26 protein-coding genes are annotated in these 26,820 nt (G+C 67.4%); 12 read left to right on the top strand and 14 right to left on the bottom strand.

Going from position 1 to position 26,820, the window contains the following annotated elements:
- Positions 1 to 14 precede the first annotated feature (14 nt).
- The 3 genes from ATF69_RS06040 to ATF69_RS06050 form a co-directional block, all read right to left on the bottom strand.
- Positions 15 to 374, bottom strand: coding sequence for a (2Fe-2S) ferredoxin domain-containing protein (locus tag ATF69_RS06040; protein ID WP_015012182.1), 360 nt, complete (start codon positions 372 to 374; stop codon positions 15 to 17).
- Between the two features lie 98 nt (positions 375 to 472).
- A complete protein-coding gene (locus tag ATF69_RS06045) occupies positions 473 to 1,576 on the bottom strand; it encodes a VanZ family protein (protein ID WP_146870199.1) in 1,104 nt (367 codons plus the stop codon).
- Positions 1,577 to 1,594: 18 nt separating this feature from the next.
- Positions 1,595 to 2,023, bottom strand: coding sequence for a CopD family protein (locus ATF69_RS06050; RefSeq protein ID WP_015012180.1), 429 nt, complete (start codon positions 2,021 to 2,023; stop codon positions 1,595 to 1,597).
- A 325-nt stretch (positions 2,024 to 2,348) separates the two neighbouring features.
- On the opposite strand from ATF69_RS06050, the gene hemB reads away from it, so the two are divergent.
- Entirely contained in the window at positions 2,349 to 3,356 is a 1,008-nt protein-coding gene (gene hemB, locus ATF69_RS06055; RefSeq protein WP_146870727.1) for a porphobilinogen synthase, read from the top strand.
- A 60-nt stretch (positions 3,357 to 3,416) separates the two neighbouring features.
- On the top strand, positions 3,417 to 4,655 hold the full coding sequence (locus ATF69_RS06060) for a magnesium transporter CorA family protein (protein ID WP_208758695.1): 1,239 nt from the start codon (positions 3,417 to 3,419) through the stop codon (positions 4,653 to 4,655).
- Between the two features lie 168 nt (positions 4,656 to 4,823).
- On the opposite strand, the gene ATF69_RS06065 is transcribed toward ATF69_RS06060, so the two are convergent.
- Entirely contained in the window at positions 4,824 to 5,741 is a 918-nt protein-coding gene (locus ATF69_RS06065) for an amidohydrolase family protein (protein WP_425291762.1), read from the bottom strand.
- Between the two features lie 50 nt (positions 5,742 to 5,791).
- Positions 5,792 to 6,481 carry a dienelactone hydrolase family protein gene (locus ATF69_RS06070; RefSeq protein WP_146870202.1) on the bottom strand — a complete coding sequence of 230 codons (690 nt, stop codon included), beginning with the start codon at positions 6,479 to 6,481 and terminating at the stop codon, positions 5,792 to 5,794.
- A 122-nt stretch (positions 6,482 to 6,603) separates the two neighbouring features.
- On the opposite strand from ATF69_RS06070, the gene ATF69_RS06075 reads away from it, so the two are divergent.
- The 4 genes from ATF69_RS06075 to creC all read left to right on the top strand — a co-directional run bounded on the left by ATF69_RS06075 (position 6,604) and on the right by creC (position 10,412).
- The gene (locus ATF69_RS06075; RefSeq protein WP_146870203.1) at positions 6,604 to 7,350 is read left to right on the top strand and encodes an SDR family oxidoreductase; all 747 of its coding nucleotides are present in this window, start codon (positions 6,604 to 6,606) and stop codon (positions 7,348 to 7,350) included.
- Positions 7,351 to 7,526: 176 nt separating this feature from the next.
- Entirely contained in the window at positions 7,527 to 8,162 is a 636-nt protein-coding gene (locus ATF69_RS06080; RefSeq protein WP_055402029.1) for a MarC family protein, read from the top strand.
- A 6-nt stretch (positions 8,163 to 8,168) separates the two neighbouring features.
- Positions 8,169 to 8,879, top strand: coding sequence for a winged helix-turn-helix domain-containing protein (locus ATF69_RS06085; RefSeq protein WP_146870204.1), 711 nt, complete (start codon positions 8,169 to 8,171; stop codon positions 8,877 to 8,879).
- 66 nt (positions 8,880 to 8,945) lie between these two features.
- Positions 8,946 to 10,412, top strand: a complete 1,467-nt coding sequence (gene creC, locus ATF69_RS06090; RefSeq protein ID WP_146870205.1) for a two-component system sensor histidine kinase CreC — start codon at positions 8,946 to 8,948, stop codon at positions 10,410 to 10,412.
- Here creC and ATF69_RS06095 read toward each other — a convergent pair.
- Positions 10,409 to 10,819 (bottom strand): hypothetical protein, encoded by a 411-nt coding sequence (locus ATF69_RS06095; RefSeq protein WP_244303663.1) that lies wholly within the window; start codon positions 10,817 to 10,819, stop codon positions 10,409 to 10,411. The genes creC and ATF69_RS06095 overlap by 4 nt on opposite strands.
- A 283-nt stretch (positions 10,820 to 11,102) precedes the next feature.
- Between ATF69_RS06095 and creD the strand changes: the two genes are divergently transcribed.
- A complete protein-coding gene (gene creD, locus ATF69_RS06100; RefSeq protein WP_146870206.1) occupies positions 11,103 to 12,539 on the top strand; it encodes a cell envelope integrity protein CreD in 1,437 nt (478 codons plus the stop codon).
- Positions 12,536 to 12,895, top strand: coding sequence for a hypothetical protein (locus tag ATF69_RS06105; RefSeq protein WP_244303664.1), 360 nt, complete (start codon positions 12,536 to 12,538; stop codon positions 12,893 to 12,895). The genes creD and ATF69_RS06105 overlap by 4 nt, the downstream gene beginning before the upstream one ends.
- Positions 12,896 to 12,999: 104 nt before the next feature.
- Here ATF69_RS06105 and ATF69_RS06110 read toward each other — a convergent pair whose 3' ends face one another.
- From ATF69_RS06110 to ATF69_RS06125, 4 genes are all read right to left on the bottom strand, one after another.
- Positions 13,000 to 14,046 (bottom strand): GGDEF domain-containing protein, encoded by a 1,047-nt coding sequence (locus ATF69_RS06110; protein WP_146870207.1) that lies wholly within the window; start codon positions 14,044 to 14,046, stop codon positions 13,000 to 13,002.
- A 203-nt stretch (positions 14,047 to 14,249) separates the two neighbouring features.
- Complete coding sequence (locus ATF69_RS06115; RefSeq protein WP_146870208.1) at positions 14,250 to 14,786, bottom strand: hemerythrin domain-containing protein; 537 nt, start codon at positions 14,784 to 14,786, stop codon at positions 14,250 to 14,252.
- 167 nt (positions 14,787 to 14,953) lie between these two features.
- Positions 14,954 to 15,535 (bottom strand): hypothetical protein, encoded by a 582-nt coding sequence (locus ATF69_RS06120; protein ID WP_146870209.1) that lies wholly within the window; start codon positions 15,533 to 15,535, stop codon positions 14,954 to 14,956.
- A 110-nt stretch (positions 15,536 to 15,645) separates the two neighbouring features.
- Positions 15,646 to 15,864 carry a CsbD family protein gene (locus tag ATF69_RS06125; protein ID WP_056057504.1) on the bottom strand — a complete coding sequence of 73 codons (219 nt, stop codon included), beginning with the start codon at positions 15,862 to 15,864 and terminating at the stop codon, positions 15,646 to 15,648.
- 576 nt (positions 15,865 to 16,440) lie between these two features.
- Between ATF69_RS06125 and ATF69_RS06130 the strand changes: the two genes are divergently transcribed.
- The 3 genes from ATF69_RS06130 to ATF69_RS06140 all read left to right on the top strand — a co-directional run bounded on the left by ATF69_RS06130 (position 16,441) and on the right by ATF69_RS06140 (position 21,038).
- Entirely contained in the window at positions 16,441 to 18,111 is a 1,671-nt protein-coding gene (locus tag ATF69_RS06130; RefSeq protein WP_425291763.1) for a DUF1800 domain-containing protein, read from the top strand.
- Between the two features lie 8 nt (positions 18,112 to 18,119).
- Positions 18,120 to 19,574 carry a DUF1501 domain-containing protein gene (locus ATF69_RS06135; protein WP_146870211.1) on the top strand — a complete coding sequence of 485 codons (1,455 nt, stop codon included), beginning with the start codon at positions 18,120 to 18,122 and terminating at the stop codon, positions 19,572 to 19,574.
- Positions 19,575 to 19,661: 87 nt separating this feature from the next.
- Positions 19,662 to 21,038 carry an NAD(P)/FAD-dependent oxidoreductase gene (locus ATF69_RS06140; protein ID WP_146870212.1) on the top strand — a complete coding sequence of 459 codons (1,377 nt, stop codon included), beginning with the start codon at positions 19,662 to 19,664 and terminating at the stop codon, positions 21,036 to 21,038.
- A gap of 77 nt (positions 21,039 to 21,115) precedes the next feature.
- Here the strand turns inward: ATF69_RS06140 and ATF69_RS06145 are convergent, their stop codons facing one another.
- From ATF69_RS06145 to ATF69_RS06160, 4 genes are read right to left on the bottom strand one after another with little or no spacing between them, the layout of a single operon-like run.
- A complete protein-coding gene (locus tag ATF69_RS06145; RefSeq protein ID WP_146870213.1) occupies positions 21,116 to 21,808 on the bottom strand; it encodes an ABC-type transport auxiliary lipoprotein family protein in 693 nt (230 codons plus the stop codon).
- Positions 21,809 to 21,863: 55 nt separating this feature from the next.
- Positions 21,864 to 22,832: an MlaD family protein gene (locus tag ATF69_RS06150; protein WP_146870214.1), complete on the bottom strand. Its 969-nt coding sequence runs from the start codon at positions 22,830 to 22,832 to the stop codon at positions 21,864 to 21,866.
- Positions 22,832 to 23,707 (bottom strand): ABC transporter ATP-binding protein, encoded by an 876-nt coding sequence (locus ATF69_RS06155; protein WP_146870215.1) that lies wholly within the window; start codon positions 23,705 to 23,707, stop codon positions 22,832 to 22,834. The genes ATF69_RS06150 and ATF69_RS06155 overlap by 1 nt, the downstream gene beginning before the upstream one ends.
- Complete coding sequence (locus ATF69_RS06160; RefSeq protein WP_099732256.1) at positions 23,704 to 24,828, bottom strand: MlaE family ABC transporter permease; 1,125 nt, start codon at positions 24,826 to 24,828, stop codon at positions 23,704 to 23,706. The genes ATF69_RS06155 and ATF69_RS06160 overlap by 4 nt, the downstream gene beginning before the upstream one ends.
- Positions 24,829 to 25,114: 286 nt before the next feature.
- On the opposite strand from ATF69_RS06160, the gene ATF69_RS06165 reads away from it, so the two are divergent.
- The gene (locus ATF69_RS06165; RefSeq protein WP_146870216.1) at positions 25,115 to 26,806 is read left to right on the top strand and encodes a GMC family oxidoreductase; all 1,692 of its coding nucleotides are present in this window, start codon (positions 25,115 to 25,117) and stop codon (positions 26,804 to 26,806) included.
- Positions 26,807 to 26,820 lie beyond the last annotated feature (14 nt).

Consider the following 26,820-nt stretch of genomic DNA (forward strand, 5'->3'; position numbering starts at 1 on the left):
GGATGGAGCCGCGCTCAGCGGCCAAGTTCCGCTGGCGTGACCAGACGCTCCACCACCTGGCCGTTCTTGAGGTGCGATTCGACGATTTCGTCGATGTCCGCCGCGTCCACATAGGTGTACCAGGTGCCCTCGGGGTAGACCACGGCCACGGGGCCACCCGCGCAACGGTCCAGGCAACCGGCCTTGTTCACACGCACCTTGCCGGCACCCGCCAGCCCGGCGGCCTTGACCTGGGCCTTGCAGCGGTCAAAACCCGCCTGTGCGTTGTGGTGCGCGCAGCTGTCTTCCCCGTTGGTGCGCTCGTTGAGGCAGAAGAAGATGTGGCGCTGGTAGTAACCGGGCGCTGCGGCCGGTGCGGAAGGGGTGTCGCTCATCCCTGCATTTTAAGGACCCCTGCCTCTCCCAGCGGGCGAGGCCACGCCCCAAGCCCCTGCCCGGCCACACAGAAAGCCGGAGGCCATCGCCCTGCGACTCAGGCACCGCCCTCTCGCCGGGACACCCGAAACACCACATACAGCAGCGTCAGGTAGGGCCACAGCCAGCCCAGCCACTGGCCCAGACCATAAAAGCGGATGAAACGGCCCTGCTCCCAGATCTGCAGCGTCTGGGCAAAGTAGGCACTGGTGGGCGCCTGGTTTAACAGTGCCAGGTGCCAGGTGAGCGCCAGCAGCAGCACGGCAGCGCAGGCACGGCGCGGCAGGGCCAGCATCAGCAGGGTCAACGCCAGCGCCGCCCACACGCCCACGCGCACGGGCAGGTCCATCCACTCCCAGGCGTGCACGGGGCCCCAGCTCAGTGCGGCGGACAGCGCGGTCAGCACAATGCCCACCCCCACCACCGCGAGCGCAAACAGGGCGCGCCGCCCCATCTGGCGGATCACGCAATACCCCAGCAGACAGGGGATGAGCAGCCCCAGGGTGACGCACAGCAGCTCGCCGCTGGGTGACAGCGGGTCCAGCTCGGTCTCGCGCAGCGGCAGCCACTCCAGGAACGGCGTATCGGCCAGCAGGTCGATGAGCGCGGCCTCCAGCCGCTCCAGCACCTGGCCCAGGCCAAAGGGCACCGCGGCCGGAAACAGCAGCGCCAGCGGCCACAGCGCCAGCAGCACCATGCCGCCCGAAGCGTCGGACACAAACCAGCGCGCCCGGAAGTCGCTCCAGCGGTCCAGCGCCCCCAGCCGCTCCAGCAGCGCGGCGCTCAGCGCACCGGCCAGCGTGCCCAGCGCGTTGAGCGCCAAGTCCAGGTTGGAGGGCACGCGCCGGGGCAGGTAGATCTGCAGAAACTCCATGCACAGCGACAGCAGCGTGCCCACCAGCGTGGCCAGCGCCACCGCCCACAGCACACGCCGCCAGCCCGAGCGCAACAGGCCCAGCACCAGCAAAAAGCCCAGGGGCGCGTACCCCACGAGGTTGGTGACCACGTCAAACCCCGTCCAGTACGGGGGGGGCAACCGGGCCAGCAGGAAGACCAGGGGGTCGATCCCCTGCTCGCGCCACCCGTCAAACGGGAACAGGCTGGCAAAAACGATCAGCGCCGTATACGTCAGCGCGAGCGGCCAGGCAGAGGTTTTGTGCATGCGCCCTCTGCGTCTCCGTCAAAAGGGTTTGACCACCACCAGCACCACGGCCACCAGCAGCAGCAGCACCGGTGCTTCGTTGAACCAGCGGAACCACACATGGCTGCGGCGGCTGGTGCCGTCGGCCAGCTTGCGCAGCAGCACGCTGCACGCATGGTGGTAGCCGATGACCAGCACCACCACAGCCAGCTTGGCATGCATCCAGCCATTGCCCGGGCCCCGGCCAATGCCGTAGCCCAGCCACAGCCACAGCCCCAGCGCAATGGCGGGCACAGCCAGCAGGGTGGTGAAGCGCATCAGCTTGCGTGCCATGAGCAGCAGGCGGTCGCGCTCGGCGGCCGAGCCGGGCGCCACCATTGCCAGGTTGACGAAGATGCGCGGCAGATAGAACAGGCCCGCAAACCAGCTGGCCACGAAAACGATGTGAAAGGCTTTGACCCAGAGCATGGGGGCAGTTTACGGGCCTACGCCACTCCGACGGGACAACCCCAAAAAAAAGCCCGGCAGATCCGCCGGGCCGGGAAAGCCTGTGCCGCATCGCTGCAGCCCAGGTCCCGCTCAGGGAGGAAAAGCGGGGGGCGGCAAGCCGCCCGGCACCAATCTAGCACTGGGCATGGGCGGTTACAAGCGGCTTTTCCACAGAGCGCAGGAGCGCCAACCACCGCCACCGACCCCTGCCAGTGCCACCGTGGATCCGGCTTTTCCGGACCAGGGGTGGCGTCCCCCCAGGGGGAAGGCGCGCAGCGCCACAGGGGGGCTTCATAATCCGATGATGCACCTCCAAAGCCCTGCCCCATTCCCCCAGAACCGCCCCCGCCGCCTGCGCCGCGATGCATTCACCCGCCGCCTGGTGCGCGAGAACGTGGTCACCGCGGACGACCTGATCTACCCCGTGTTCGTGCACGAGGGCACGAACCGCAGCGAGGCCGTGACCTCCATGCCCGGCGTGGACCGCCTGAGCCTGGACCTGTTGCTGCCCGTGGCCGAAGACTGCGTGAAACTGGGCATCCCGGTGCTGGCGCTGTTCCCGGCGATTGACCCGTCGCTCAAGACACCGGACGGCAAGGAAGCCCTGAACCCCGACGGCCTGATCCCGCGCGTGGTGCAGGCGCTGAAGAAGGAGTTTCCCGACCTGGGCGTGATGACCGACGTGGCGCTGGACCCTTACACCAGCCACGGCCAGGACGGCGTGCTCGACGAGACCGGCTACATCATCAACGACGAGACGGTGGAGATCCTCACTGGCCAGGCGCTCACGCATGCCGAGGCGGGCGTGGACATCGTCGCCCCCAGCGACATGATGGACGGGCGCATCGGTGCGATCCGCGAGGCGCTGGAGGTGCAGGGCCACATCCACACCCGCATCATGGCCTACAGCGCCAAATACGCCAGCGCCTTCTACGGCCCCTTCCGCGACGCGGTGGGCACGCGCGGCGCCCTGGGCAAGGCCGACAAGAACGTGTACCAGATGGACCCCGGCAACAGCGACGAGGCCCTGCGCGAAGTGGCCATCGACATCGCCGAAGGCGCCGACATGGTGATGGTGAAACCCGGCATGCCCTACCTGGACATCGTGCGCCGGGTGAAGGACGAGTTCCACGTGCCCACCTTTGCCTACCAGGTGAGCGGCGAGTACGCCATGATCAAGGCCGCTGCCGCCAACGGCTGGCTGGACCACGACGCCGTGATGATGGAAAGCCTGCTGGCCTTCAAGCGCGCAGGCGCCGACGGCGTGCTGACCTACTTTGCGCGCGACGTGGTACGCAAGCTACAAAAATAATAGCTGTCAGCGCATATTCCACTAGCGCCACCGGCGCTTTTGAATGAAACCACGGTGTCCATGCGCATCTTTCACATCCACAGCAGCGGCGTGCAGGAGCTCACCGCCCTGCCCGCCCAGATGCCGGCGCAGGGCTTTCTCTGGGTGGCCTGCGCCCGTCCGGCCTTTCAGGCACGGCTCGCCGAGATCCAGGGCCGCCTGCAGGCGCTGATCGGGCTGCAGCTGGTGGACCTGCATGTGTCCGACCTGCTCAACGCCCAGCTGCCCTCGCACTACGACTACACCTCGCAGTACGACCTGCTGGTGTTCCGCCGCCTGGCCACGGTGCAGGGCGATGCTGCGCAGGCCGGGCCTGCTGCCCCCGCCACACCGGCCGTTGCCGCCGAGCCTGACAATAACCCCAACGCCCCGGTCAAGCGCAGCGGCCCGCCCGTGCTGCGGCGCATCGACACCAGCCCCGTGGGGTTTGCGGTGTTCGACCAGCTGCTGCTGACCGTGCACCCCACCGACTGCGCGGTGCGCGATGCCTACGCGACGCGGCTGCTGGCGGCCACCCCGGCCAACAGCAATGGAATCGGCAACGGAACCAGCAGCGCCAACAATGCCAGCCACGCTCACGGCAACGCCCACGCCAGCCCCGGCATGGGCGAGGGCCGCAGCAGCCCGATCTCGGGCGCACGCCTGCCCACCAGTCCCGCCGACCTGATGCTGCGCGTGGTCAACCAGATGGTGGACGGCTACCTGGACCTGCGCCGCGAGCTCACCCGCCAGCTGGACCACTGGCAGACCGAACTGCTCAAGCCCCGCGCGCGGTACGTGAACTGGACCTCGCTGCTCGAAGCGCGCCTGTCGCTGCACATGCTCGACGAGATCTGCGAAGACCAGCGCACCGCCGCGCAGGACTGGATCGACGCGCTGGAAACCTGGGCCCTGCCCGACACGCCGGCGGGCCTGCGCGAGCTGGACCTGCTCAAGGTGCGCAGCCGCGACGTGCTGGAGCACATCGAGCGCGTGGTGCACCACGTGCGGCGCCTGGAGCAGAGCACCGAAACCGCCGTGCAGATGCACTTTTCGGTGCAGAGCAACCGCACCAACGACATCATGCGCACCCTCACGGCGCTCACGGCCGTGTTTTTGCCGCTGAACCTGATCGCGGGCATTTTCGGGATGAACTTCGAGTTCATTCCACTGGTGCACAAGGCCGATGGCTTCTGGTGGGCCATGGGGTCGATGGTGTTCATCGCGGTGTCGCTGGTGCTGCTGTTCTGGCGCAAGCGGTATCTGGCGAGGACAAGATAGGAACATCCCCCTGAGGCCCTTCGGGCCTTCCCCCTTCTCTCGGCTTCGCCGGGAAGGGGGACGATGCCCTCGCTGCGGGGCGGCCCTTGCTTGGCATCCCTGGCTTGGGTCAGCGCCCGTATCAGCGTGCGTCACCCAAAAACAGGAAGGGTCATGCGTTCCAGTGCCTTATGGCCTGGCCACCCCAAACAGCCCCGCCGCGTTATCCCACGCCACCTTGCGCGCCACATCGGCGGGCAGGCCGCCCAGCCACTGGCGGTAGCCCTGCATCAGGCTTTCGTAGTGTTGCCAGCGCTGGTTGACCCAGGTGTCCGAGCCGATCACGAAGCGCGTGGGGTACTTGAGCAGCAGCACTCGCCAGGCGGGGCACAGCTGGTTGTCGTCGCACACCAGGCCGGGACGGTACGAGAGTTCGCCCACCAGGCCCGGGTAGCGGGCCATCAGGGCGTCCACCCGCTCCACAGGCGCGCCGCCAATGCCGGTGTGGGCCCAGATCAGCCGGGCCTTCTGGCCTTGGGACGGGGTGTTGGCCATCAGCAGGTCGATGGCGGTGTCGTCCACATGGGCCAGCACCATCAGGTCCCGCTGCTCGGCCAGGGCCATGAGCTTTTTGGCGACGGGGCCGTTGGCGTTGGCGCTGTCGTACAGGTGGAATTCGCCCAGGCCCCGGTACGGGCCGGCCGGTGTGCCCCGGGCCAGTTCCGTCTGCACCATGTCGTAGATGGTGTCGTCGGCAAACCAGCCGGTGTAGTCGGCGCGGTTGCGGTACAGCCGCACAAACGGCACCACAGCCACACCGGCCTCACGGGTCTGCGGCAGGCCCGCCAGGGTGAGCGACCCGGCATTGGGCCGCGAGTTGGCCACGATGGCGCGCACGCCGCTGGCCTTCATGCGCGCCAGCACATCGGCGGGTGGGTGCGGGCCTGAGCGGCCGTCCCACGCTTCTTCGTTGTAGTGCAGGTGGGCGTCAAACAGGGGGCCGGTGTAGTCGGCCGCGTGGGTGGTGGCGCATAGCGCTATCAAAATAGTAGCTGCCAGCACATGACGGAATAGCGCTTGAGGCCGAAATTGCCTGAAATCCGCCATGACCACCCCCGTTTGGTTGTTCGCTACCGTGTCGCCGTGCTGTCGCTGTCTCAGCCCAGGTGCTTGGCAAAGAAGGCCAAGGTGCGCTCGCGCGCCGTGTTGGCGGCGGCCTCGTCATAGCTGCCGCGCTGGTCGCAGTTGAAGCCGTGGTCGGCGGCGTACACATGCACTTCGACCTCCGGGTGGGCCTTGCCGAAGGCCTGCACGCTATCGAGCGGAATCCAGTGGTCGCGCTCGCCAAAGTGGGCCAGCACCGGCACCTTGGGCGTGCGGGCCACTTCTTCCGGCGTGGTCACGCCACCGCCGTAGTACGGCACGGCGGCCGACAGGCCCTGCAGCAGGCAGGCCGAGCGCCAGGTCAGCAGGCCGCCCCAGCAGTAGCCCACGATGCCCACCTTGCCGCCGCTTTGCTGCGCGGCGTAGTCGATGGCGGCCTGGATGTCGGGCAGCACGCCCGGGGCAGGCAGGGCCTCGACCGCGGCCTTCAGACCCATGCCGGCCTGCATGTCGTCACCGGTGTAGCCCAGCTCCACCCCTTGCTTGACGCGGTGAAAGGTGGACGGCGCCACGGCCAGGTAGCCACTGGCGGCGTAGCGGTCGGCCACCGAACGAATGTGCGAGTTCACGCCAAAAATTTCTTGCAGCACCACCACGGCGCCACGGGGCGTGCCCTCGGGACTGACGACCCAGGCGGGGGCCACAAAACCGTCACTCGACGTCAGATCGACAAACTGTCCCATGCTGAATGCTCCTTGGATTTGGTACGTATGGTGCGCAGAGGGTCCGCGCTATGGGTGCGGGCGCTGCGCTGCGGGGGGCAGAACCTGTTCCAATGCGCCATTCTTGCAGGAGACCCCACCCCATGGAGAAGATCGCACTAATCACTGGCGCCAGCCGGGGCATTGGCGCCGCCACCGCACGGCTGGCCGCAAAACATGGCTGGGCTGTGGCCGTCAACTACCTCGCCAACGAGGCCGCTGCGCAGAGCGTGGTCGATGCCATCCGTGCAGAAGGCGGCACCGCCATCGCGGTGCAGGGTGACGTGGCGAGCGAGGCCGACATCCTGGCCATGTTCCAGGCCGTGGACACCCAGCTGGGCCGCATCAGCGCCCTGGTCAACAACGCCGGCGTGGTGGACGTGACCGCCCGGGTGGACGCAATGAGCACCGAACGCCTGCGCCGCATGTTCGACACCAACGTGATCGGCAGCATCGTCTGCGCCCGCGAGGCCGTGCGGCGCATGAGCACGCGCCACGGCGGCAGCGGCGGTGCCATCGTCAATGTGTCCAGCGCCGCCTCGCGACTGGGCTCGGCCCACCAGTATGTGGACTACGCGGCCGCCAAGGGCGCCATCGACACCTTCACCATCGGCCTGGCGCGCGAAGTGGCGGCCGAGGGCATCCGCGTGAACGCCGTGCGCCCGGGCCTGATCGAGACCGACATCCACGCCAGCGGCGGGCTGCCCGACCGCGTGCGCGACCTCTCGCACCAGGTGCCCATGCAGCGCGGCGGCACGGCCGACGAGGTGGCCGAGGCCATCGTCTGGCTGATGTCCCCTGCAGCGAGCTACACCACCGCCACCTTGATGGATGTGTCGGGCGGGCGCTAGGAGAGAAGGCCCGGAGCCACCCGTGGCAGGCACGCTGCAATGCAGCATGCTTGGCCGCCAAACGGCGCAGAAAACACCGCATACTCGCGCACAGCCCGGGCTGCGCCACCCTCATCCGCCGTTGGCCTGAGCCCCCCGAAGAACCACCCTGCCCACTTGCCCTTGGGAGCGCCCTGATGGACCTCAAACCCCTGATCACCCTGCTGGCCATCGTGAACCCGCTGGCCATCGTGCCGTTCTTCATCCACTACACGCAGGGCTTCTCGTACCCGCAGCGGCGCCGCACCATCCAGGTGGCCAGCTTCAGCGTGTTCTGCGTAATTGCAGCCTGTGCGCTGCTGGGCCTGCAGATCCTCGACTTCTTCAACATCTCGCTGCAGAGCTTCCAGGTGGGCGGCGGCATGCTGCTGCTCATCAGCGCGATGAACATGCTCAACGCCCAGCCCGCCGAGGCCAAGCCCAGCACCAACGAATACGAAGAAGGCGCCGAAAAGGCCGCCGCCGGCAGCAGCATTGCCGTGGTGCCGCTCACCATTCCGCTGCTCACCGGCCCGGCCAGCATGTCCACCGTGGTGATTTATGCCGACCGCGCCCAGACCTTCTGGCAGCACGCCGCGCTGGTGGGCTACGGCGTGGTCATCGCACTGGCCACGGCCGTGTGCTTTGCGCTGGCCGACCCCATTGCGCGCGTGCTGGGCAAGACCGGCATCAATGTGATGACCCGCCTCATGGGCCTCATTCTGGCTGCGCTGGCCGTGGAAGTGATGGCCGACGGGCTGGGCAAGCTGTTCCCCATCCTCGTCGCACGCTGACCCTCCATGTCCGCCCGCCTGCTGCTGCTCGAAGACGACCCCGCCATCGCCCGCACCGTGGCCTATGCGCTGGAGCGCGATGGCCTGACCGTCACGCACAGCCTGCTGGTGCACGACGCGCGCCAGCAGCTGCAGAGCGCGCGGTTTGACCTGCTGGTGCTGGACGTGGGCCTGCCCGACGGCAGCGGCCTGGACCTGCTGCGCGATGTGCGCAACACCGCGCCCACCGCCGCTCTGCCCGTGCTGATGCTCAGCGCCCACGGCGAAGAAATCGACCGCGTGCTGGGCCTGGAGCTGGGTGCCGACGACTACCTCACCAAACCCTTCAGTCCGCGCGAACTGGCTGCGCGCGTGAAGGCGCTGCTGCGCCGTGCGGGCCACGGCCACGGCAATGGCAACGGCCACCCGGCAGCGCCCGCCGCCACGGCCGCCGCGCTGTTCCACGACGACGAGACGGGCCAGCGCATCAGCCTGCGCGGCCAGGCCCTGGCGCTGACCCGGCGCGAGTACCGCCTGCTGGCCCACCTGCTGCGCGGCGCAGGCCGCATCCATTCGCGCGACGCCTTGCTGGCCGCCGCCTGGGGCGACGACAGCGAAAGCACCGACCGCACGGTGGACACCCACATCAAAACCCTGCGCGCCAAGCTGCGCGAGCTGGACCCGGCGCGCGAGTACATCAGTACCCACCGGGGCATGGGTTACTGCCTGGACATCTGAAGCCAAATTGGCTGCCAGCGCCCATCCGAAAAGCGCTGACAGCTATTGTTTTTGAAGTAACGCACCATGCGCCTCGGCATCCGCCTGCTGTTCGCCTTCTTCCTCATCAACGGCATCGCCGCGTTCTTTGTGCTGCGCGTGTTCATGGCCGAGATCAAGCCCAGCGTGCGCGAGGTGATGGAAGACATGATGGTGGACACGGCCAACATCCTGGCCGAGCTGGCCAGCGAAGACCTGGCCGCCGGGCGGCTGGCAGCACAGGCCAACAACAGCAGCACCAGTCCGTTTGCCCAGCACGTGCGCCGCTACGCCACGCGGCCCATCGACGCGGCGATCTGGGGCTTTTCCAAGCAGTCGCTCGACTACCGCATCTATGTGACCGACACCACGGGGCGCGTGCTGTTCGACTCCGAAAACCGCGCCATCGGTGCCGATTATTCGCAGTGGCGCGACGTAGCCCGCACGCTGCGCGGCGAGTACGGCGCGCGCTCTACGCGCGATGTGGAAGATGACGACACCAGCGGCGTGATGCATGTGGCCGCGCCCATCTACGTCAAAAGCCAGATCGCGGGTGTACTCACCGTGGCCAAGCCCACGCGCACGGTGCAGCGCTTCATCGACCGGGCCGAGCGCAAGGTGTTCATGGGCGGGCTGTTGCTGCTGGCGCTGTCGGCCGCCGTGGGGGTGGCAGTGACGCTGTGGATGGTGTGGAATGTGCGCCGCCTGCGCGACTACGCGCTGAGCGTGCAGGGCCCGGCCGACGGCGAACGCCACGACCCAACTCTTCCGCCCCCCACGGCCCTGGCCGTTCCCGAGGTGCCCGGCGAGCTGGGCGACCTGGCCCGCGCCATGGACCGCATGCGCGCGCGGCTGGAGGGGCGCGACTACATCGAGGGCTATGTACGCGCGCTCACGCACGAACTCAAAAGCCCCGTGGCCGCCATCCGGGGCGCGGGCGAGCTGCTGCAGGACGAGCTGCCCGCCGCCGACCGCGCCGAGTTTGCGACCCAGGTGGTGCAGCAAAGCGAACGCCTGCAGCGCATCATCGACCGGCTGCTGGAGCTGTCCAAGCTGGAGCAGCGCCAGCACGCCGAAGGCCGCGCGCCCGTGGCGCTGCACGACTGCGCCGAGGCCGCCATTGCCCAGACCCGCGCCCGCGCGGGGCAGCGCGGCATCACGCTGGCATTGCAAGGGCACGGCACCAGCGGCCCGTGGGAGGCCGAACTGGTGACGCTGGCGCTGACCAACCTGCTGGACAACGCGATCGACTTTGCGCCCGCAGGCAGCACGGTGCGGGTGGAACTGGACGGCGCCACGGTGGCCGTGCAAGACAGCGGCCCCGGCGTGCCGGACTATGCGCTGCCGCGCCTGGGCGAGCGCTTCTTCACCACCGCACGACCGGGCGGCGAGCGCAGCGGATCGGGCCTGGGGCTGGCGATTGTGCAGCGCGTGATGGCGCTGCATGGGGGGCAGATGGTGGCGCGCAATACGGCGCCGGGGCTGCGGGTGGCGCTGGAGTTCCGCAGAGCCTAAACCGCGCTGTTCGTGAGGCGGGGCTGAGCCTGGAGAAATTCGACCAGATCGCCCACCGTGGTCACTTTGCCGAACAGGGGGTTGGCCGATGTGTCGACCAGGCTGCGGCGGGACCGCTGGGCCATGTCTACGACCAAGTCGTCCAGATCGTCAGCATCGAGGCGCAGGTCGCGCTGCAGGTGATCGGTCACGCGCAAGGGCACTGCCACCGCTACAGACAAGCTGCGCTGCAGTTCCTCGTACACCGCGCGCACCACCCAGGTGTCCACACGGCGGCAGTCAATGGAGCGGGCGAACTGGCAGATAGACTCGCCCGCCCGGCTTTGCGCCATGCGGGCCAGGCGCAGGGCCTCGTGCCGGCTCAGGACGGCCACCAGACTGCCGAGCGCCAGGAGCGAGCCGCCCACCGCCACGGGGTGCGTTCAGAACACGGCCATGAAGGCCACCGCCATCACGACCAGAACACAGCGCGCCGACCAGCGCAATGGCGGGTGGACAGCCACCGGGGGCATGAAGCGGGACGCTGTTTTTCGCATGGCACTCCTCGGTCATATGACGCAGGCGATCGATTCTGCCAGCGCCTCACTTCGCACGTCACCCACTCCACTTCACACTGGCCTCACAAACTTCATAGCGCCCTCACAGCGCGCCATAACACTGCCTCCACAACAGTCACTTGTGGAGGATCTTTTGTTCAAACACCCCTTGTTCACCAAGCTGGCGGCGCTGACCGCCATCACCGTGTTGCTGCTCTTTGGCCTGGGCCTGATCGAAGACGTGGTGCGCGACCGTCTGCGCTACCGCAGCATCACCGCGCAGAGCGTGGCCGAGAGCCTGGCCGGGCCGCAGACGCTGATGGGCCCCATGATCCACAGCGCCTGCGTGGAAAGCTGGGATGAAGAAGTCGGCAAGGGCGAGGAGCGCCGCATGGTCGAAAGGCGCCGCGAGTTCATCCTGACCGCCATGCCCGAGCAGCTCAAGCTCACCACCGGCGCCGCGATGGAGGAACGCGCGCGCGGGCTGCACAAGGTGAACACCTACAACCTCAAGGCCAACGTGACGGCGCAATGGGGTTCGCTGGCCAGCCTGCTGCCGCAGAGCAGCATGAAGAATTCGCGCATGCACTGCGGCGCACCCATCGTGATGATGGCCGTGGGCGACGCGCGCGGCATCCGCACTGCGCAGTTCACCATGGGCAGCCAGGCGCTGGCGCTCAAGCCTGGCACCTTCCACCCCACCTACAGCCGGGGCCTACACGCGGTGCTGCCCGAATCCGTGCGCGGCAAGGCCGATGGCCTGACCGCCACGCTGGACCTGGAACTGGTGGGCACCGAGCGCCTGGCCATCGTGCCGCTGGGCGGCAACACCGAGGTGCTGATGACCAGCAGCTGGCCCCACCCGTCGTTTGCCGGGCGCTTTCTGCCATCGGAACGTGAGGTCAAGAAGACCGGCTTTTCGGCCCAGTGGCGCCTGTCGTCGCTGGCCACCACGGCGCAGGCCGACATTGCGAACGGCAAGCGCATCTGCCTGGGTGCGGATGAGGGCAGCGACTATGCACACAGCGGGGCCACGCCGGGCGACTGCGCCGACAGCTTCAGCGTGGCCTTCATCGACCCGGTGAATCCCTATTCCCTGTCGGACCGCGCGACCAAGTACGGTGTGCTGTTCATCGCCCTCACCTTCGTGGCCGTGGGCCTGTTCGAGCTGATGAAGAAGCTGCGCGTGCACCCGGTGCAGTACCTGCTGGTGGGCAGCGCGCTGTGCAGCTTCTTCCTGCTGCTGGTGAGCCTGTCGGAGCACCTGCCGTTTGGCATTTCGTACGCGGTGGCCGCGAGCGCGTGTGTGCTGCTGCTGGCCTACTACGCCAGCCACATGCTGGGCGGGCTCACGCGCGGTGTGCCACTGGGGGCGGGCATTGCGCTGCTGTATGGCCTGCTGTACGTGCTGCTGCAGCTGGAGCAGACGGCGCTGGTGGTAGGTGCGATTGCGCTCTTCCTGGTGCTGGCAGCGGTGATGGTGTTGACGCGCAAGGTGAACTGGTACGGCCTGTCGCAAGGCGGCACGCCCCCGCGCCCCACCATGCCGCCCATGCAGCGCCCCGCAGCCCCCCGCGCGGAGGCTGCATGAACGCCGCCCCGCAGACCACCCGCTGGGCCCAGTACCTGGCGCAGGCCCAGGCACTGACGCCGCCCGCCAGCACCGGCCCCGCAAGGGGCCCTGCGCTGACCGCCGCCGAAGCGGCCCGCGTGCAGCGCCACCGCGACCAGTTGATGGCGGCGCTGCGGTCGCAGGACCGGCTGGCCTTGCACTGCGCCAAGCAGCAGGTGCTGGACGCAGCCTTTTGCCCCCACCGTACCGAGGCGGACCACAGCCACGGAGGGCCTGCAAGCGGCGCTGCAGATTCGCCCGCCCTGCGCCGGGCGCTGCGCGACCTGGCGTGGCGCACAGCGGCCTTGCTGTTGCCGCGCCGCCCGGAGTTCTGAAGGTGTCCCGGGGGCCGTGCGCAGGCCCCTGGGACACAATTTTTAGTAAAAACGGGTGGTAGCGCTAGTGCAATATGCGCCAGCAGCTATCAAAAGCAGAGCATTTACACCACCACGGTGCGGCTGCGCCCCTCGCGCTTGGCGGTATAGAGCGCAGAGTCCAGCAGGCGCAGGGTGATGTCCAGCGGCCGCAGCGGGTCGAACAGGGTGAGCCCCATGCTGACCGACAGCACCAGCGCCGGCTCGATGCCGGGCAGCGGGTGGGCGGCCAGCGTCGCATGCACACGCTCGGCCACCACCTGTGCCTGGTCGAGACCGGTGGCGGGCAACAGGGCCAGAAACTCCTCGCCCCCCCAGCGCCCCAGCACATCGGCCGCGCGGAAGGCGTCGCGGCACAGGGTGGCAAACAGCTGCAGGGCCTGGTCACCCACATGGTGGCCGTACACGTCGTTCACGCGCTTGAAGTGGTCCAGGTCCATCATCAGCAGGCAGGCCGGCTCGTGGCCCCGCTGCAGCAGTGCCCATTCCTGGCGCAGGCGATCGGTGAACGAGCGGCGGTTGGCTAACCCGGTCAGCACATCGGTGTGGGCCAGCACCGCCATCTGGTGGCGCGCCGCCTCCAGCTCCATCAGCATCTGGCCCTGGCGGTCGTTGGCACTCTTGAGCTCCAGCAGCCGGATCACCTGGCGCGCCAGGGCGGACAGCAGGTCCTGCACCTTGGCTGACAGCTCACGCGGCCGGTGGTCCAGCACGCACAGCGTGCCCAGCACAAAACCATCGGGCGTGACCAGCGGCGCCCCGGCGTAAAAGCGCAGGGGGTTCTTCTGCGTGACGATCGCATAGTGCGCAAAGCGCGGGTCTTGTGCCAGGTCGGGCACGATGAAGACGCCGGACTGGCGGATGGCATAGCGGCACACCGACTCGCTCAGCGGGGTTTCCCGCAGCGCAAACCCACGGGCGGCCTTGAACCACTGGCGCTGGCTGTCCAGCAGGCTGATCAATGCCACGGGCGCTTCGCACACGTAGCCCGCCAGGTCGGCCAGCTCGTCGTAGGCGGGCTCCATGGGCGTGTCGAGAATGCCGTAGCGCTGCAGGGCCTGGAGACGGGCCGTGTCGTCGCAGGGGTCGTCGGGAGGGGTGGTGTCGGCCATGATGCGAAGCGGCCGCGCCGCCCCCAATTGCCTTGAGATGGGGCAGCATGCCACACAAGCAGGACGGCTGCACGGGTGGAAGCCCGATGGCCCCTGGGTCACGCCAGAGTGGTGCTCTGGCCCTGCAGTGCCTGCCTCTCGTTTGTTCGTTCAGCGTCTGCTGACGCTTGCCGCTGCGGACAGACAGCGCAGCTGCGTCGCTGTCAGGCGGCCACAGCGGGCGCGATATCGCGTTGGGCAGCGGGCTCGCTGGCACCCGGGGCGTCGGCATCCGAACACATGGCCCCACCGCAACCGTGAATCAACGCACCCGGCAACGCACCGGGAGCGTGCACCACGCCGGTCACAGGGTCAAACCCCACACGGCGCAGGTGCAGGGCCAGCGAGGCATCCATGCTCTGCGCATGCTGCGGAAACCACAGCGCCAGCTCGCTGGCCATGACGCGCAGCACCTTCAGGTCGCCCTGTTCGGCGCGGGCCGTGCCTTCACGCATCACCTGCAGCACCACCTTGTGCTGCATGCTGTGGCAGTTGCCCGATGCAAATCGGGTGGAGGCCATCCAGTCGTCTTCCTGCCCGAAATGCTGCTCGGTATGCTCCACCAGCGTGCACCAGCGGGGCAGCAGGTCGGCGTCACCGGCCTGGTCCACAGCGGCCAGCAAGTCGACGAACTCCCGGTGGGTGTCATCCATCAGGGGCAGGTCGAGGTTCAACGCATCAGACCATTCGAGGTGGGCCATGGGACTCCTTGGGCGGGCAGATCAAACGAAGGTGCGAGCTTAGAAGCCCCGGCCCAGCCGGGTGTTGATGCAGGTCATGGCCACGCCATACGCAGCCAGGCCCTGCACCGCGCGTGGCGGGCAGGGCCTGGTAGTGCAAGGGATTCGGGCGCCCAGCGCCCGCCCCATCAGCTCTGGCCGTACATGCGCTTGGCGTCGTCCACACACTTGGACTTGAGGTCGCCAGTCATCGTCTCGCAGCGCTCCTTGGCAGTCTTGTAGTTGGCTTCATTCTTCTCGGCGGTGGCGTCCTTGCGGGCCTCGGCCACGTTGGCGGCCTTCTCGGCCGCTGTGTCTGCAGGCTTGGCCTGGGCGGCGGCCACCTTGGCGTTTTCCTTGGCCTTCACATGCTCAGCCTTGGCATCCTTCACGCACACGTCCTTGGCGTTGCCGGTCAGGTCGTCGCACTTTTCCTTGGCGACAGCGTAGGCGGCGTCGGCACGGGCTTCAGCCACCTTCTGGCTGGCCTTGGCGCTGGGCTTGTACTGGGCTTCGAGCTCGGCCTTAGCCACGTCTTCGGTGCCCTTGGCTTCCTTCATACAGATGTCCTTGGCGTTGGCCTTGAGAGCATCGCATTTTTGCTTGTTCATCTTGTAGTCCGCCGAGATGCTGTCCTTGGCGGCCTTGTGCTCTGCGGGGGTCATGGCAAAAGCGGTGGTGGCCATCAAACCGGCGGCGCAGGCCGCGATCAGGGTGCGTTGGAATGTCATGGTTTTCTCCTCAATGAAATTGAATGCAATGGGTGTGAATCTTGTAGGGGCGGTGCGCCAGGGGTGGCCTGGCGGGGGCGGGGCGAAAGCCCCGCAGCGCGGTCGCGCTATCAGTCGTTGAAGCGGAAGTCGGGGTGGCGGTCTTGCCATTCCTTGAGCTGCTTTTCGGCCACGTCGCGGGCGATGCCCTGGCGCTCTTGCAGCTTGCCCAGGAACTGTTCGCGCTTGCCGTCGATGACATCGAAGTCGTCGTTCGTGAGCTTGCCCCACTGCTCGATCATCTTGCCCTTGAACTGCTTCCAGTTGCCCTTGATGGTGTCTTCATTCATGGTGTGACTCCTCAAAAAACTTCGCTTCAGCCATCCACTCGGAGTGCGTGGAACCTTTGCGTGATGCGATGGAATTCACTGTAAAAATGATCTGGCGACGGCGCCGTAGTCCATGCCACGCAGCACACGTCAGCACAGGACTACGGGCGTGACGGACATCGCCGATGCAACGGTGCCCGCCCTCTGGCGGATGCCCAACAAGGGCTCACCAGGGGTACAAAGTGTTGCAACCGCCCATCACCAGATGCCCTGCTTCTCAAGGAACCTCCAGCAATGTTTCGCTTGGTAACACTTGTGTTTGCAAGTGGTCGCGGCATGTGATTAAGTGGTGCCTGCGCACTCTGCTTTGCGCGGGTTTCCATCTCAATCACCATGACCAATTCATACGCGGAAACTCTGACGACCGAGGTCGCAGAGATAACAGAGGGCGCCGCCTTCATCCCCGATTCCGTTCCTGCCCAGCGTCCAGGTAGTTCGGCGCCGTTTTTAGCGGCACTAGCGACAGCCAGCGCAGTGACCGCCTGCGGAGGCGGAAGTGCCGACAACAACACCACGCGCGCGCTGGACGGAGGGGTCATGCCACGGCCCATATCCGATGGGTTTTCTTATCCCGCTCCGACCACCGACAGCGAGGCTGCCCGGTTTCTCCTGCAGGCCCAGTTTTCGGCATCCACGGAAGAGATAGCGGCGCTGCGCTCGAGCACATACGCCGATTGGCTGAGCAGACAATTCAATGGACACCCGGGCGCCAGCGGCTGGGACTGGCTGAATGATCGCGGCTATGCAGCTGTCAGCAACGACACGGCTTACTACGACAACTCCTACCCCGCCGATTACATGATCTGGTATCAGCTCATGAAGTCAACCGATGGCCTGCGAAAGCGCGTTGCGCTCGCACTCTCGGAGATCTGCGTGGTCTCCACCAATGGCGTGGATATCAATTGGCGCTGCCATGCAATGGCCTGGTACTGGGACCAGTTGGTGAACAACGCGTTTGGCAACTACCGCTCCGTGCTGGAAAACGTGACGCTGAACGCCGCCATGGGCTACTACCTCAACACCCGGGGCAACCAGAAGGAAAACGCTGCCACCGGCCGACAGCCCGACGAGAACTACGCGCGTGAGGTGATGCAGCTCATGTCCATCGGGCTGGTAGAGCTGAATCTTGATGGCACGCCCAGACTGGACGGCAACGGCAAACCCATCGATAGCTACACCATGAATGACGTGACCAACCTGGCACGGGTGTTCACAGGCTACGACTACGACCAGTCACAAAACGTTCCGATCACGGTTCCAGGTACGACGCGCGTGGTCCCCAACACTACCTACACGCGCCTTCCGATGGCGCTCAATGCTTCTCGCCACTCCACCCTGGCGGCCACTTTCCTGGGCGCCACCATACCCGCCAACACGCCGGGCGCAGCCGCCCTCAAGAGCGCGCTGGATACGCTTTTCAACCACCCCAACGTGGGCCCGTTCATTGGCAAGCAGCTCATCCAGCGCCTGGTCACCAGCAACCCATCGCCTGGCTATGTGGCGCGAGTGGCATCAGTGTTCAACAACAACGGGGCGGGGGTGCGCGGCGACATGCGTGCGGTGATCATGGCCATCCTGCTGGACGACGAGGCCCGCTCACCGGCAGGGCTTACTCAGCCGACCTTCGGCAAGCTGCGCGAGCCCATGCTGCGTTTTGTGCAATGGGGCCGCACCTTTGGATTGAACTCCGCCCGAGGCACCTGGAAGATTGGCGACCTGAGCGATCTGGGGTCCCGTTTGGGCCAAAGCCCACTGCGATCTCCCTCCGTGTTCAATTTCTTCCGGCCCGGCTATGTGCCGCCGTCCACGGCATTGGCTACCGCAGGCGCTGTAGCCCCCGAATTCCAGCTGGTCAATGAGAGCAGCGTGGGGGGCTACCTCAACTACATGCAGGGCGTAATCCGCAACGGCATCTTTGTGAATGCCCCGGAGCTGCCCAACAATGCCAGTAGTTCCAACAACGGGTACGACATCAAGGCCAGCTACGCCAACGAGCTGGCCATCGCGGCGGATGCGGACGCACTGCTCGCACGCATCAACCTGCTGATGTGCGCAGGCCAGCTGTCCGCAGCCACCGTCAAGCTCATTGCGGACGCGCTGAAAGCAACGCCCGTCACCGCCGCCAGCACCGACGCCGTCAAGCTCGACCGCGTGGCGGCCGCCGTCTTCCTGGTCATGGCTTCGGCCGAATACCTCGTTCAAAAGTAAGCCCTGCCATGCACCTGCTTCAACCCGAACTCCACACCCGCCGCGCGTTTCTGCGCCGCTCCACCCAGCTGGGCCTTGCGGGCACAGCCCTGCCCTTTGCGCTCAACCTGGCTGCCATTGGAGAGGCGGCAGCCTTCAACGCCACGGACTACAAGGCGCTGGTCTGCGTATTCCTGTACGGCGGCAACGACTATGCCAACACCGTCATCACCTATGACGACGACAGCTACACACGCTACAGCGCCATCCGGGGCGGTGGGGCGGGTCAGAGCGCTGGCGGAATCGCGCTCGCCAAAGCGGACCTCACCCCCACGCTGCTGACGCCCACCGTCCCCCTGCCCGGCGGCCGCCAGTACGCGCTGCACCCGGCCATGACGGGGCTGGCCGGCCTGTTCAACAGCGGCAAGGCGGCCGTGCAGCTCAACGTGGGCCCGCTGGTGGTACCGCTGACGCGCGCCCAGTACAACAGTGCCGACCGCACCACCTACCCGGTGCCGCCCAAGCTGTTCTCGCACAACGACCAGCAGTCGGTATGGCAATCGTCCTCGCCCGAGGGCTCCACCGTGGGCTGGGGTGGCAACATCGGCGACCTGGCGCTGTCCTCCAACGGCAATTCGCTGTTCACCTGCATCTCGGTCACGGGCAATGCGGTGTTCCTGTCGGGCGACTCGGCGCTGCAGTACCAGGTCAGCACCAATGGGGCCGTGGCCATCAATGGTGTGAAGAACCGGGTCTACGGGTCATCTGCCGTGCAGAGCGCACTGACTTCGCTGATCCAGCAGCCACGCGCGCAGACGCTGGAGAACGAGTACAACCGCGTGACCACCCGCGCCGTGGCGGCCGAAAGCCAGATCACCAACGGTCTCGCTGGCGTGACGCTGGCTACCACCTTCCCCAGCAACAACTCCCTGGCCAACCAGCTCAAGATGGTGGCGCGCCTCATTGGTGCGCGCAGCACCCTGGGCAGCAAGCGGCAAGTGTTTATGGTGTCACTGGGCGGCTTTGACCTGCACGACAACCTCATCGCGCAACAGCCCGGCCTGCTGCAGCGTGTGAGCGAGGCCATGACGGCGTTCTACAACGCCACCGTGGAGTTGGGAGTGGCCGATAAAGTCACGGCTTTCACCGCCTCCGACTTTGGCCGCACGCTCAGCTCCAATGGCGACGGCTCAGACCACGGTTGGGGCAGCCACCACCTGATGGTGGGCGGCGCGGTCAAGGGCAAGGCCTTTTACGGCAGCGCGCCGCCGGTGAGTGTGGGCAGCACCGCAGCCCCAGAAGACCAGTGGCACGTGGGCCAGGGCCGCCTGCTGCCGTCCACCTCGGTGGACCAGTACGCCGCCACCCTGGCCAAGTGGTTTGGCGTGGCCGACAACGAAATGGCGGGAGTGCTGCCCAACATCACGCACTTTGGCGCAGCGGCGGGGCGGCCGGACTACCCGGTGGACCTGGGGTTCCTGTGACTCGATGGAGCCCCCGTGACCCGGGGGCCTGCAGGTCGCGACCACGGCAAGGGCCTGGGGCCTCCACGGCTCCCCAATAATGGCAGCATGACGACTCCCTCTGCTGCCCCGCTTCGCCCCCGCGTGGTCATCATCGGTTGCGGATTCGGCGGCCTTGAAGCCGCCCGGGCCCTCCAAGGCTCGGCGGTGGATGTGACCCTGGTCGACAAGACCAACCACCACCTCTTCCAGCCCCTGCTCTACCAGGTGGCCACGGCCGGGCTGTCGGCCCCGGCCATTGCGGCGCCCATTCGGCACCTGTTCCGGCAGCAGCGCAACGTGACCACCTTGCTGGGCGAGGTCATCCGCATCGACGTGGGCCAGCAGTCCGTGCATCTGGCAGACGGCGCCACGCTGCCGTATGACCACCTCATCGTGGCCGCCGGCGCCACGCACAGCTACTTTGGCCGCGACGAGTGGGCGGCCTACGCGCCCGGGCTCAAGACGCTGGACGACGCGTTCGAGATCCGCCGCCGCGTCCTGCTGGCGTTCGAGGCGGCCGAGAAGGAGCCCGACCCCGCACGCCGCGCAGACTGGCTCAACTTTGTGGTCGTGGGCGCAGGCCCCACGGGCGTGGAGATGGCCGGCACGCTGGCAGAGATTGCGCGCCACACGCTGCCTGGCGAGTTCCGCCACATCGACCCCGCGAGCGCGAAGATCATCCTGCTCGAAGGCGGTGCACGCGTGCTGCAGGCCATGCCCGAGGCCCTGAGTCAGCGCGCCAAGGAACAACTGGAAAAGCTGGGCGTGGACGTGCGCCTGGGCGCCCGCGTCACCGCCATCGACAGCGATGGCTTGAAGGTCGAATCGCCTGCAAGCGCTAGTACATCAAGCGCAAACAGCTATCAAATAAATAGCAAATGCATTGTATGGGCAGCGGGTGTGGCTGCGTCACCCCTGGGCCGCCACCTGGCGGATGCCACCGGTGCCAGCACCGACCGCGCGGGCCGCGTGGTGGTGGAGCCCGACCTGACGCTGCCGGGCCACCCCGAGATCAGCGTGATCGGCGACCTGGCGGCAGCCAAGAGCCACGTGGCAGGCCATGAGCCCACGCCCGTGCCCGGCGTGTCGCCGGGCGCCAAGCAGATGGGCCGCGCCACGGCGGCCAACATCCTGCGCCGCCTGGCGGGCCAGCCCACCCAACCGTTTCGCTACCGCGACTACGGCAACCTGGCCACCATCGGCCGCAACTCCGCCGTGGTGGACCTCACATCGCCCGCCGGGCCAGTGCGGTTCTCAGGCTACTTTGCATGGCTGTTCTGGCTGTTTGCGCACGTGTACTTTTTGATCGGCTTTCGCAACCGGCTGGTGGTGCTGCTGGACTGGGCCTGGGCGTACTGGAGCTTTGCACGTTATGCGCGGGTGGTGACGGGCATTGAACGCCATGAGACCGCGCCCCCGTCCCCGACACCGCCGGGCACCTGACGGCCACGCGCGCTGCGTGGCGCAACGGCCAAAGCCAGCGCCTTGCCTACAGGCTCTCGCCACAAAGACCTGTTGCGTTACTGCCCCACCTGCTCCACCCACGCCGCCAGCTCACTGGCCAGCTGGCCCGACGCCGCTGCCAGAGCGGCCACGCCGCCCGCCGCATCGGCCGACTTGGCGGGCTGCTGCACGATGAACACGCGCTGGCCGCGCAGCGATTCGCCCGCCGGGGTCAGCTCGACCACCGTGGCGCGCAGGCGCACCACCCCGGCGCTGTCGCTGGGGCTGGTGAACAGGTGGCTGAACTCCTCCAGCTCGGTGCGCAGCACCAGGGGCAACTTGTTGCCCTGGGCGGACTCGCGGGCCTGGGCGGCGCCGTCGTCGGCCTTGAGCACGGCGCGGCGCTGGCCCAGTTGCTCGCGCAGGCGCTGCTGCAGCAGCTGTGCAGGCGGCTGGCTCCAGCGGGCCTGGCTGTAGGGGCGCAGCTGCTGGGCGTCGGCATAGGCCAGGCGGTACAGCACGGCGTTCCCCCCCTCGGGCAGGCCGGGGGCATCCATATCGGCCATCGCCAGCGGAGGCAGGGGCGCACGGCGGTCGGTAGGCACGGTGGCCAGCGGGCCGGGGCCAAAGTCATACAGCACGGGGCGGGCCGGAGGCGCTGGCAGGGCTGAGCAGCCCGTGAGCAGCAGCACCGCCGCCAAACCACAGCCCCACAGCGCAGTAGCGCTAGATGAATATGCCTTGGTTGCTATATTTTTAATAGTATTCATGTTCACTCCTCACAGAGGGCCTGCGCCACCAATGCAGCGCGGGAGGGGGTCCAGCTCACGGGGCGCCGCCAAACCCTGGCTCACCCGGCCCGGGCGGGATGCGCCCCGAGCCATAGATGAACAACTGCGGGTTGTCGCTGATGCCCCCCGCAGCGCGGCCCATCTGGCGGGCGGCGCGGGCCGTGTCGTCAGCGGCGCGGTTCACTCGGGGCAGGGTCGCGGTGCTGAACTGGTCCGCTGCGCGCGCCAGCGACTGGGTGCCAGCGGTGATCTGGTCGATGGCGCCGCCCTCGGCGTTGAGCCGCTGGTTGGTCTTGCCCAGGTCCACCGCCAGGGCCGAGACACTGGCGCCCGCCTGCTGCAATGACTGCAGGGTCTGGCGCGCATCGCTGGCCAGGGGCGGCAGCGCGGCCAGGGCCGGGTCCAGGCGCTGGGCCACGGTGGCATCGAGCCGCTGGGTCAGGGTGTTGACGCTGCCGGCGGCCTGGCCGATGCTGGACAGCGCCTCGGTGAGCTTTTGCTGGTTGTTGTCGCCCAGCAGCTGGTTGATGCGGCGCGTGGCCTCTTCGACTTGGCCGAGGATGGCGGGCGCCTGTTCGGCCAGCTTGCCAAACGGCGAGGGCTTGAGCGGCAGGCGCGGCAGGCCGCTGGGGCCGGGGGGCAGCTCGGGGTAGGGCTTCTCGGCATCGTCCAGTTGCACGTGTGCCAGGCCGGTGACGCCCTGGTAGCCCAGCACCGCAAAGGTGGTGGGGCTGATGGGCGCCTGTTCGTTGACCGCAATACGGATCAGCACGTTGCCGCTCACCTGGGGGTCGAACCCGATGCGCGTGACCTTGCCCACGGCCACGCCCTTGTAGCGCACGGTGGCCTGGGGCTGCAGGCCACTCACGCCGTCGCGGGTGGAGAGTTCGTACTGCTCGTAGTTGGCGTTGTCGCGCGTGAGCCAGATGGCCAGGCCTGCCAGCATGGCGGCCACCACCAGCACAAAGATGCCTGCGGCGAGGGCGTGGGATTTGTTTTCCATCAGGGATGTTCCTTGTCGGGCGCAGGCACGGCGGCGGTCTGCACCGGGGCCTGCTGCACAGGGGGCACGGGGGCCATGGCGCGTTGGCCACGTTCGCCCATGAAGAAGTGCTCGATGAACGGATGCGAATAGTGCGCCACCTCGTGCGGCGGACCAGTGACGATGACCTTCTTGTCCGCCAGCACCGCCACGCGGGTGCTGAGCGCGAACAGCGTATCCAGATCATGCGTGACCATGATGACCGTGAGCCCCAGCGCCGCGCGCAGCTCGCGCAGCAGCGCGCAGAAGTCGTCAGAGCTGCTCGGGTCCAGGCCCGCCGTGGGTTCGTCGAGCAGTAGCAGCGGTGGGTCCATGATGAGCGCGCGGGCGAGCGCCACGCGCTTGACCATGCCCCCCGACAGGTCGGCCGGCATGCGCGTGGCGTGTTCGGGCTGCAGGCCCACCATCTGCAGCTTGACCAGCGCGGCATCGCGCACCAGCTCGGGCGGCAGCGTGCCCTGCTCGCGCAGCGCAAAGGCCACGTTGTCGAGCACGTTGAAGGCCGAAAACAGCGCGCCGTGCTGGAACAGCATGCCCACCCGGCTGGCAGCCCCCTCGCGCCCCATCTCGGACGCGGGCCGGCCCAGCACGGTGACCTGCCCGCGCGTGGGCCGAGCCAGGCCCAGGATCTGGCGCAGCAACACCGTCTTGCCCGTGCCCGACCCGCCCACCAGCGACAGCATCTCGCCGCGCTGCACGGTGAAGTTCAGGTCCTGGTGCACGGTGAAGGTTTCGTCGCCCTTGCCAAACTGCGTCCAGAGGCCTTGCACGTCCACGATGGGCGGCTCGCCGGGCGCGACGGCGATGTGTTCGGGCTTGGCGATGCGCTCAGTCATATGCCGATGTTCTTGAACGCTATGGCAAACAGCGCGTCCACAATGATCACCATGGTGATGGACGACACCACCGACGCCGTCGTGCCTTCGCCCAGGCTCTGGGTGTTGGGCTTGACGCGCAGGCCCCAGTGGCAACCGATCAGCGCAATGAACGCGCCAAACACCACCGACTTGGCCATGGCCAGGCCCAGGTTGCCGATCTTTACCGCTGCGGGCAGTGCCTGCACAAAGTACGACGGCGAGATGTCCATGGAGATGTCGGCCGCCAGCATGCCGCCCGCCAACGCCGCCAGCGTGGTCCACACGCTGATGAGCGGCATCGCCAGCGCCAGCGCCAAGGTGCGTGGCATCACCAGCCGGAACCCGTGCGGGATACCCATCACGCGCATGGCGTCCAGCTCCTCGGTCACCCGCATCACACCGATCTGTGCGGTGATGGACGAGCCGGAGCGGCCCGCCACCAGGATGGCCGCCAGCATGGGCCCCAGCTCGCGGATCAGCGAAATGCCCAGGATGTTGACGATGAATGACTCGGCACCAAACTGCCGCAGCTGCAGGCTCATCAGGTAGGCCAGCACCACACCGATGAGGAACCCCACCAGCGCCGTGATGGGCAGCGCCGTGGCGCCCATGCGGTACAAATGGCCGGACACATCACGCCATGGCCCCTTGCGCGGTGCGCGTGCCAGGCGCCCCAGGTCCAGCACTAGCTGGCCCACCATCTCCAGCAGGTGGCGGGCATGGTCCACACCGTGCAGCACCAGCACGCCCAGGTGATCGACCTGTTCGCCCAGGCGCCAAGGCTCAGGCGGCGGTGCAACACAGGTGAACTGAGCCACCCGTGCCAGCATGGTGCGCTGGCTGTCGGTGCAGGCCAGCTCTGCGGGCCAGGCGTGCTGCCAGTGGTTCCACAGCAGCTGCGCGCCCACATGGTCCAGCCACTGCAGCTCCCGCAGGTCCCAGCCCAGCGTGGGGGCGGGGGGTGCGCCGCGCAGCTGGTCCGACACGGCCTCCCATTGCGCCGCGTTGCCCAGCTCGGCCGCACCCCAGCGCCCACGCAGCTGCGCACACGGCCCTTGGGGCGTATCGGCGCGGACGATGTGGGGAGCGTGGTCGGTCATGGGTCTGGCCGCCAGGGCAGCCGCAGGGGTGGGGTCGTCAAGAAGCAGCAAGGAAGAGCGTGCATGGTAGCGGAGCGAATCCTGCACGCGCTGTCGGACACGAGCCTGTCAAGCACAGACAGGCGGCGAAGCGTGTAATTATTATCAAATCAGCGCCAAGCGCAATCAATTCAAGCATTAGCAGCTACCAAAAGTGTAGCAATAGGCACACACCCTATCGACAGGGCCTGCCCCATCCGCACAATGGCCCACCGTTACCACCTTTGATCGGCACCGCCCCTCCTCCATGAGCGACACCACGTTTGACACCATCATCATCGGCGGAGGCACAGCCGGTGCCTTGCTCGCCAACCGCCTGAGCGCCGACGGCCGCCACCGCGTGCTGCTGATCGAGGCCGGCCGCAAGGACGACTACCACTGGATCCACATCCCCGTGGGCTACCTGTACTGCATCGGCAACCCACGCACCGACTGGCTCTACAACACCGAGCCCGACGCGGGCCTGAACGGCCGCACCCTGCGCTACCCACGCGGCAAGACGCTGGGCGGCTGCAGCAGCATCAACGGCATGATCTACATGCGCGGCCAGGCGCGCGACTATGACCAGTGGGCCGAGCTGACGGGCGACGCCAGCTGGCGCTGGGACAACGCCCTGCCCTACTTCCGCCGCCACGAAGACCACTGGCGCCTGGACCAGCCCGGAGGCGTGAACGAAAATTTCAAACGCCTGCACGGCAACAAGGCCACCGGCAGCACCGGCGAGTGGCGGGTGGAGAAGCAACGCCTGCGCTGGGACGTGCTCGACGCCTTTGCCCACGCCGCGCAGCAGGCCGGCATCCCCGCCACCGACGACTTCAACAGCGGCAGCAACGAAGGCGTGGGCTATTTCGAGGTCAACCAGAAAAGCGGCTGGCGCTGGAACACCGCCAAGGCCTTTTTGCGTCCCACCTGCTATGGCCGGCCCAACTTCGAGATGTGGACCAGCGCGCAGGCGTCCAAGCTCCTCATCGAGACCCAGCCCGATGGCAGCCAGCGCTGCACCGGCGTGCTGGTGTGGGACGGCCACGAGATGGTCACGGCCCGCGCGGCGGGCGAGGTGATCCTGAGCGCAGGCGCCGTCAACTCGCCCCAGCTGCTGCAGCTGTCGGGCATCGGCCCCGCCGCACTGCTGCGCCAGCATGGCATCGATGTGGCGGTGGACCTGCCCGGCGTGGGCGCCAACCTGCAGGACCATCTGCAGATCCGCGCGGTGTTCAAGGTGCAAGGGGTGCAGACGCTCAACACCATGGCCAACTCGCTGGTCGGCAAGGCCAAGATCGGGCTCGAATATGCGCTCAAGCGCAGCGGGCCCATGAGCATGGCGCCTTCGCAGCTCGGTGCGTTCACCCGCAGCAGCCCAGACCAGCCCTATCCCAACATCGAGTACCACGTGCAGCCCCTGTCGCTCGATGCGTTTGGCGAGCCGCTGCACAGCTTTCCGGCCTTCACCGCCAGCGTGTGCAACCTCAACCCCACCAGCCGGGGCACGGTGAACATCAAGAGCGCCGACTTCAAGGCCGCGCCCGCCATCGCGCCCAACTACCTCAGCACGCCCGAAGACCGCCAGGTGGCCGCCGACAGCCTGCGCGTCACGCGCCGCATCGTGGCCCAGCCCGCGCTGGCCAAATACCAGCCGCAGGAGTGGAAGCCCGGCGTGCAGTTTGAAAGCGACGAAGACCTGGCGCGCCTGGCGGGTGACATTGCCACCACCATCTTCCACCCCGTGGGCACCACCAAGATGGGCCGCGACGGCGACCCGATGGCCGTGCTGGACGCGCAACTGCGCGTGCGCAATGGGCGCGGCGGCGTGGTGGCCGGCCTGCGCGTGGTGGATGCGGGCGCCATGCCCACCATCACCAGCGGCAACACCAACTCGCCCACGCTGATGATGGCGGAGAAGGCGGCGGAGTGGATCATCCAGGCAAGGCGGGCGGCGTGAGTACCATCGCGCCG

Origin of the sequence: Acidovorax delafieldii, assembly GCF_007993815.1 — a bacterium.
GTDB classification, from domain to species: Bacteria; Pseudomonadota; Gammaproteobacteria; order Burkholderiales; family Burkholderiaceae_C; genus Acidovorax; species Acidovorax delafieldii.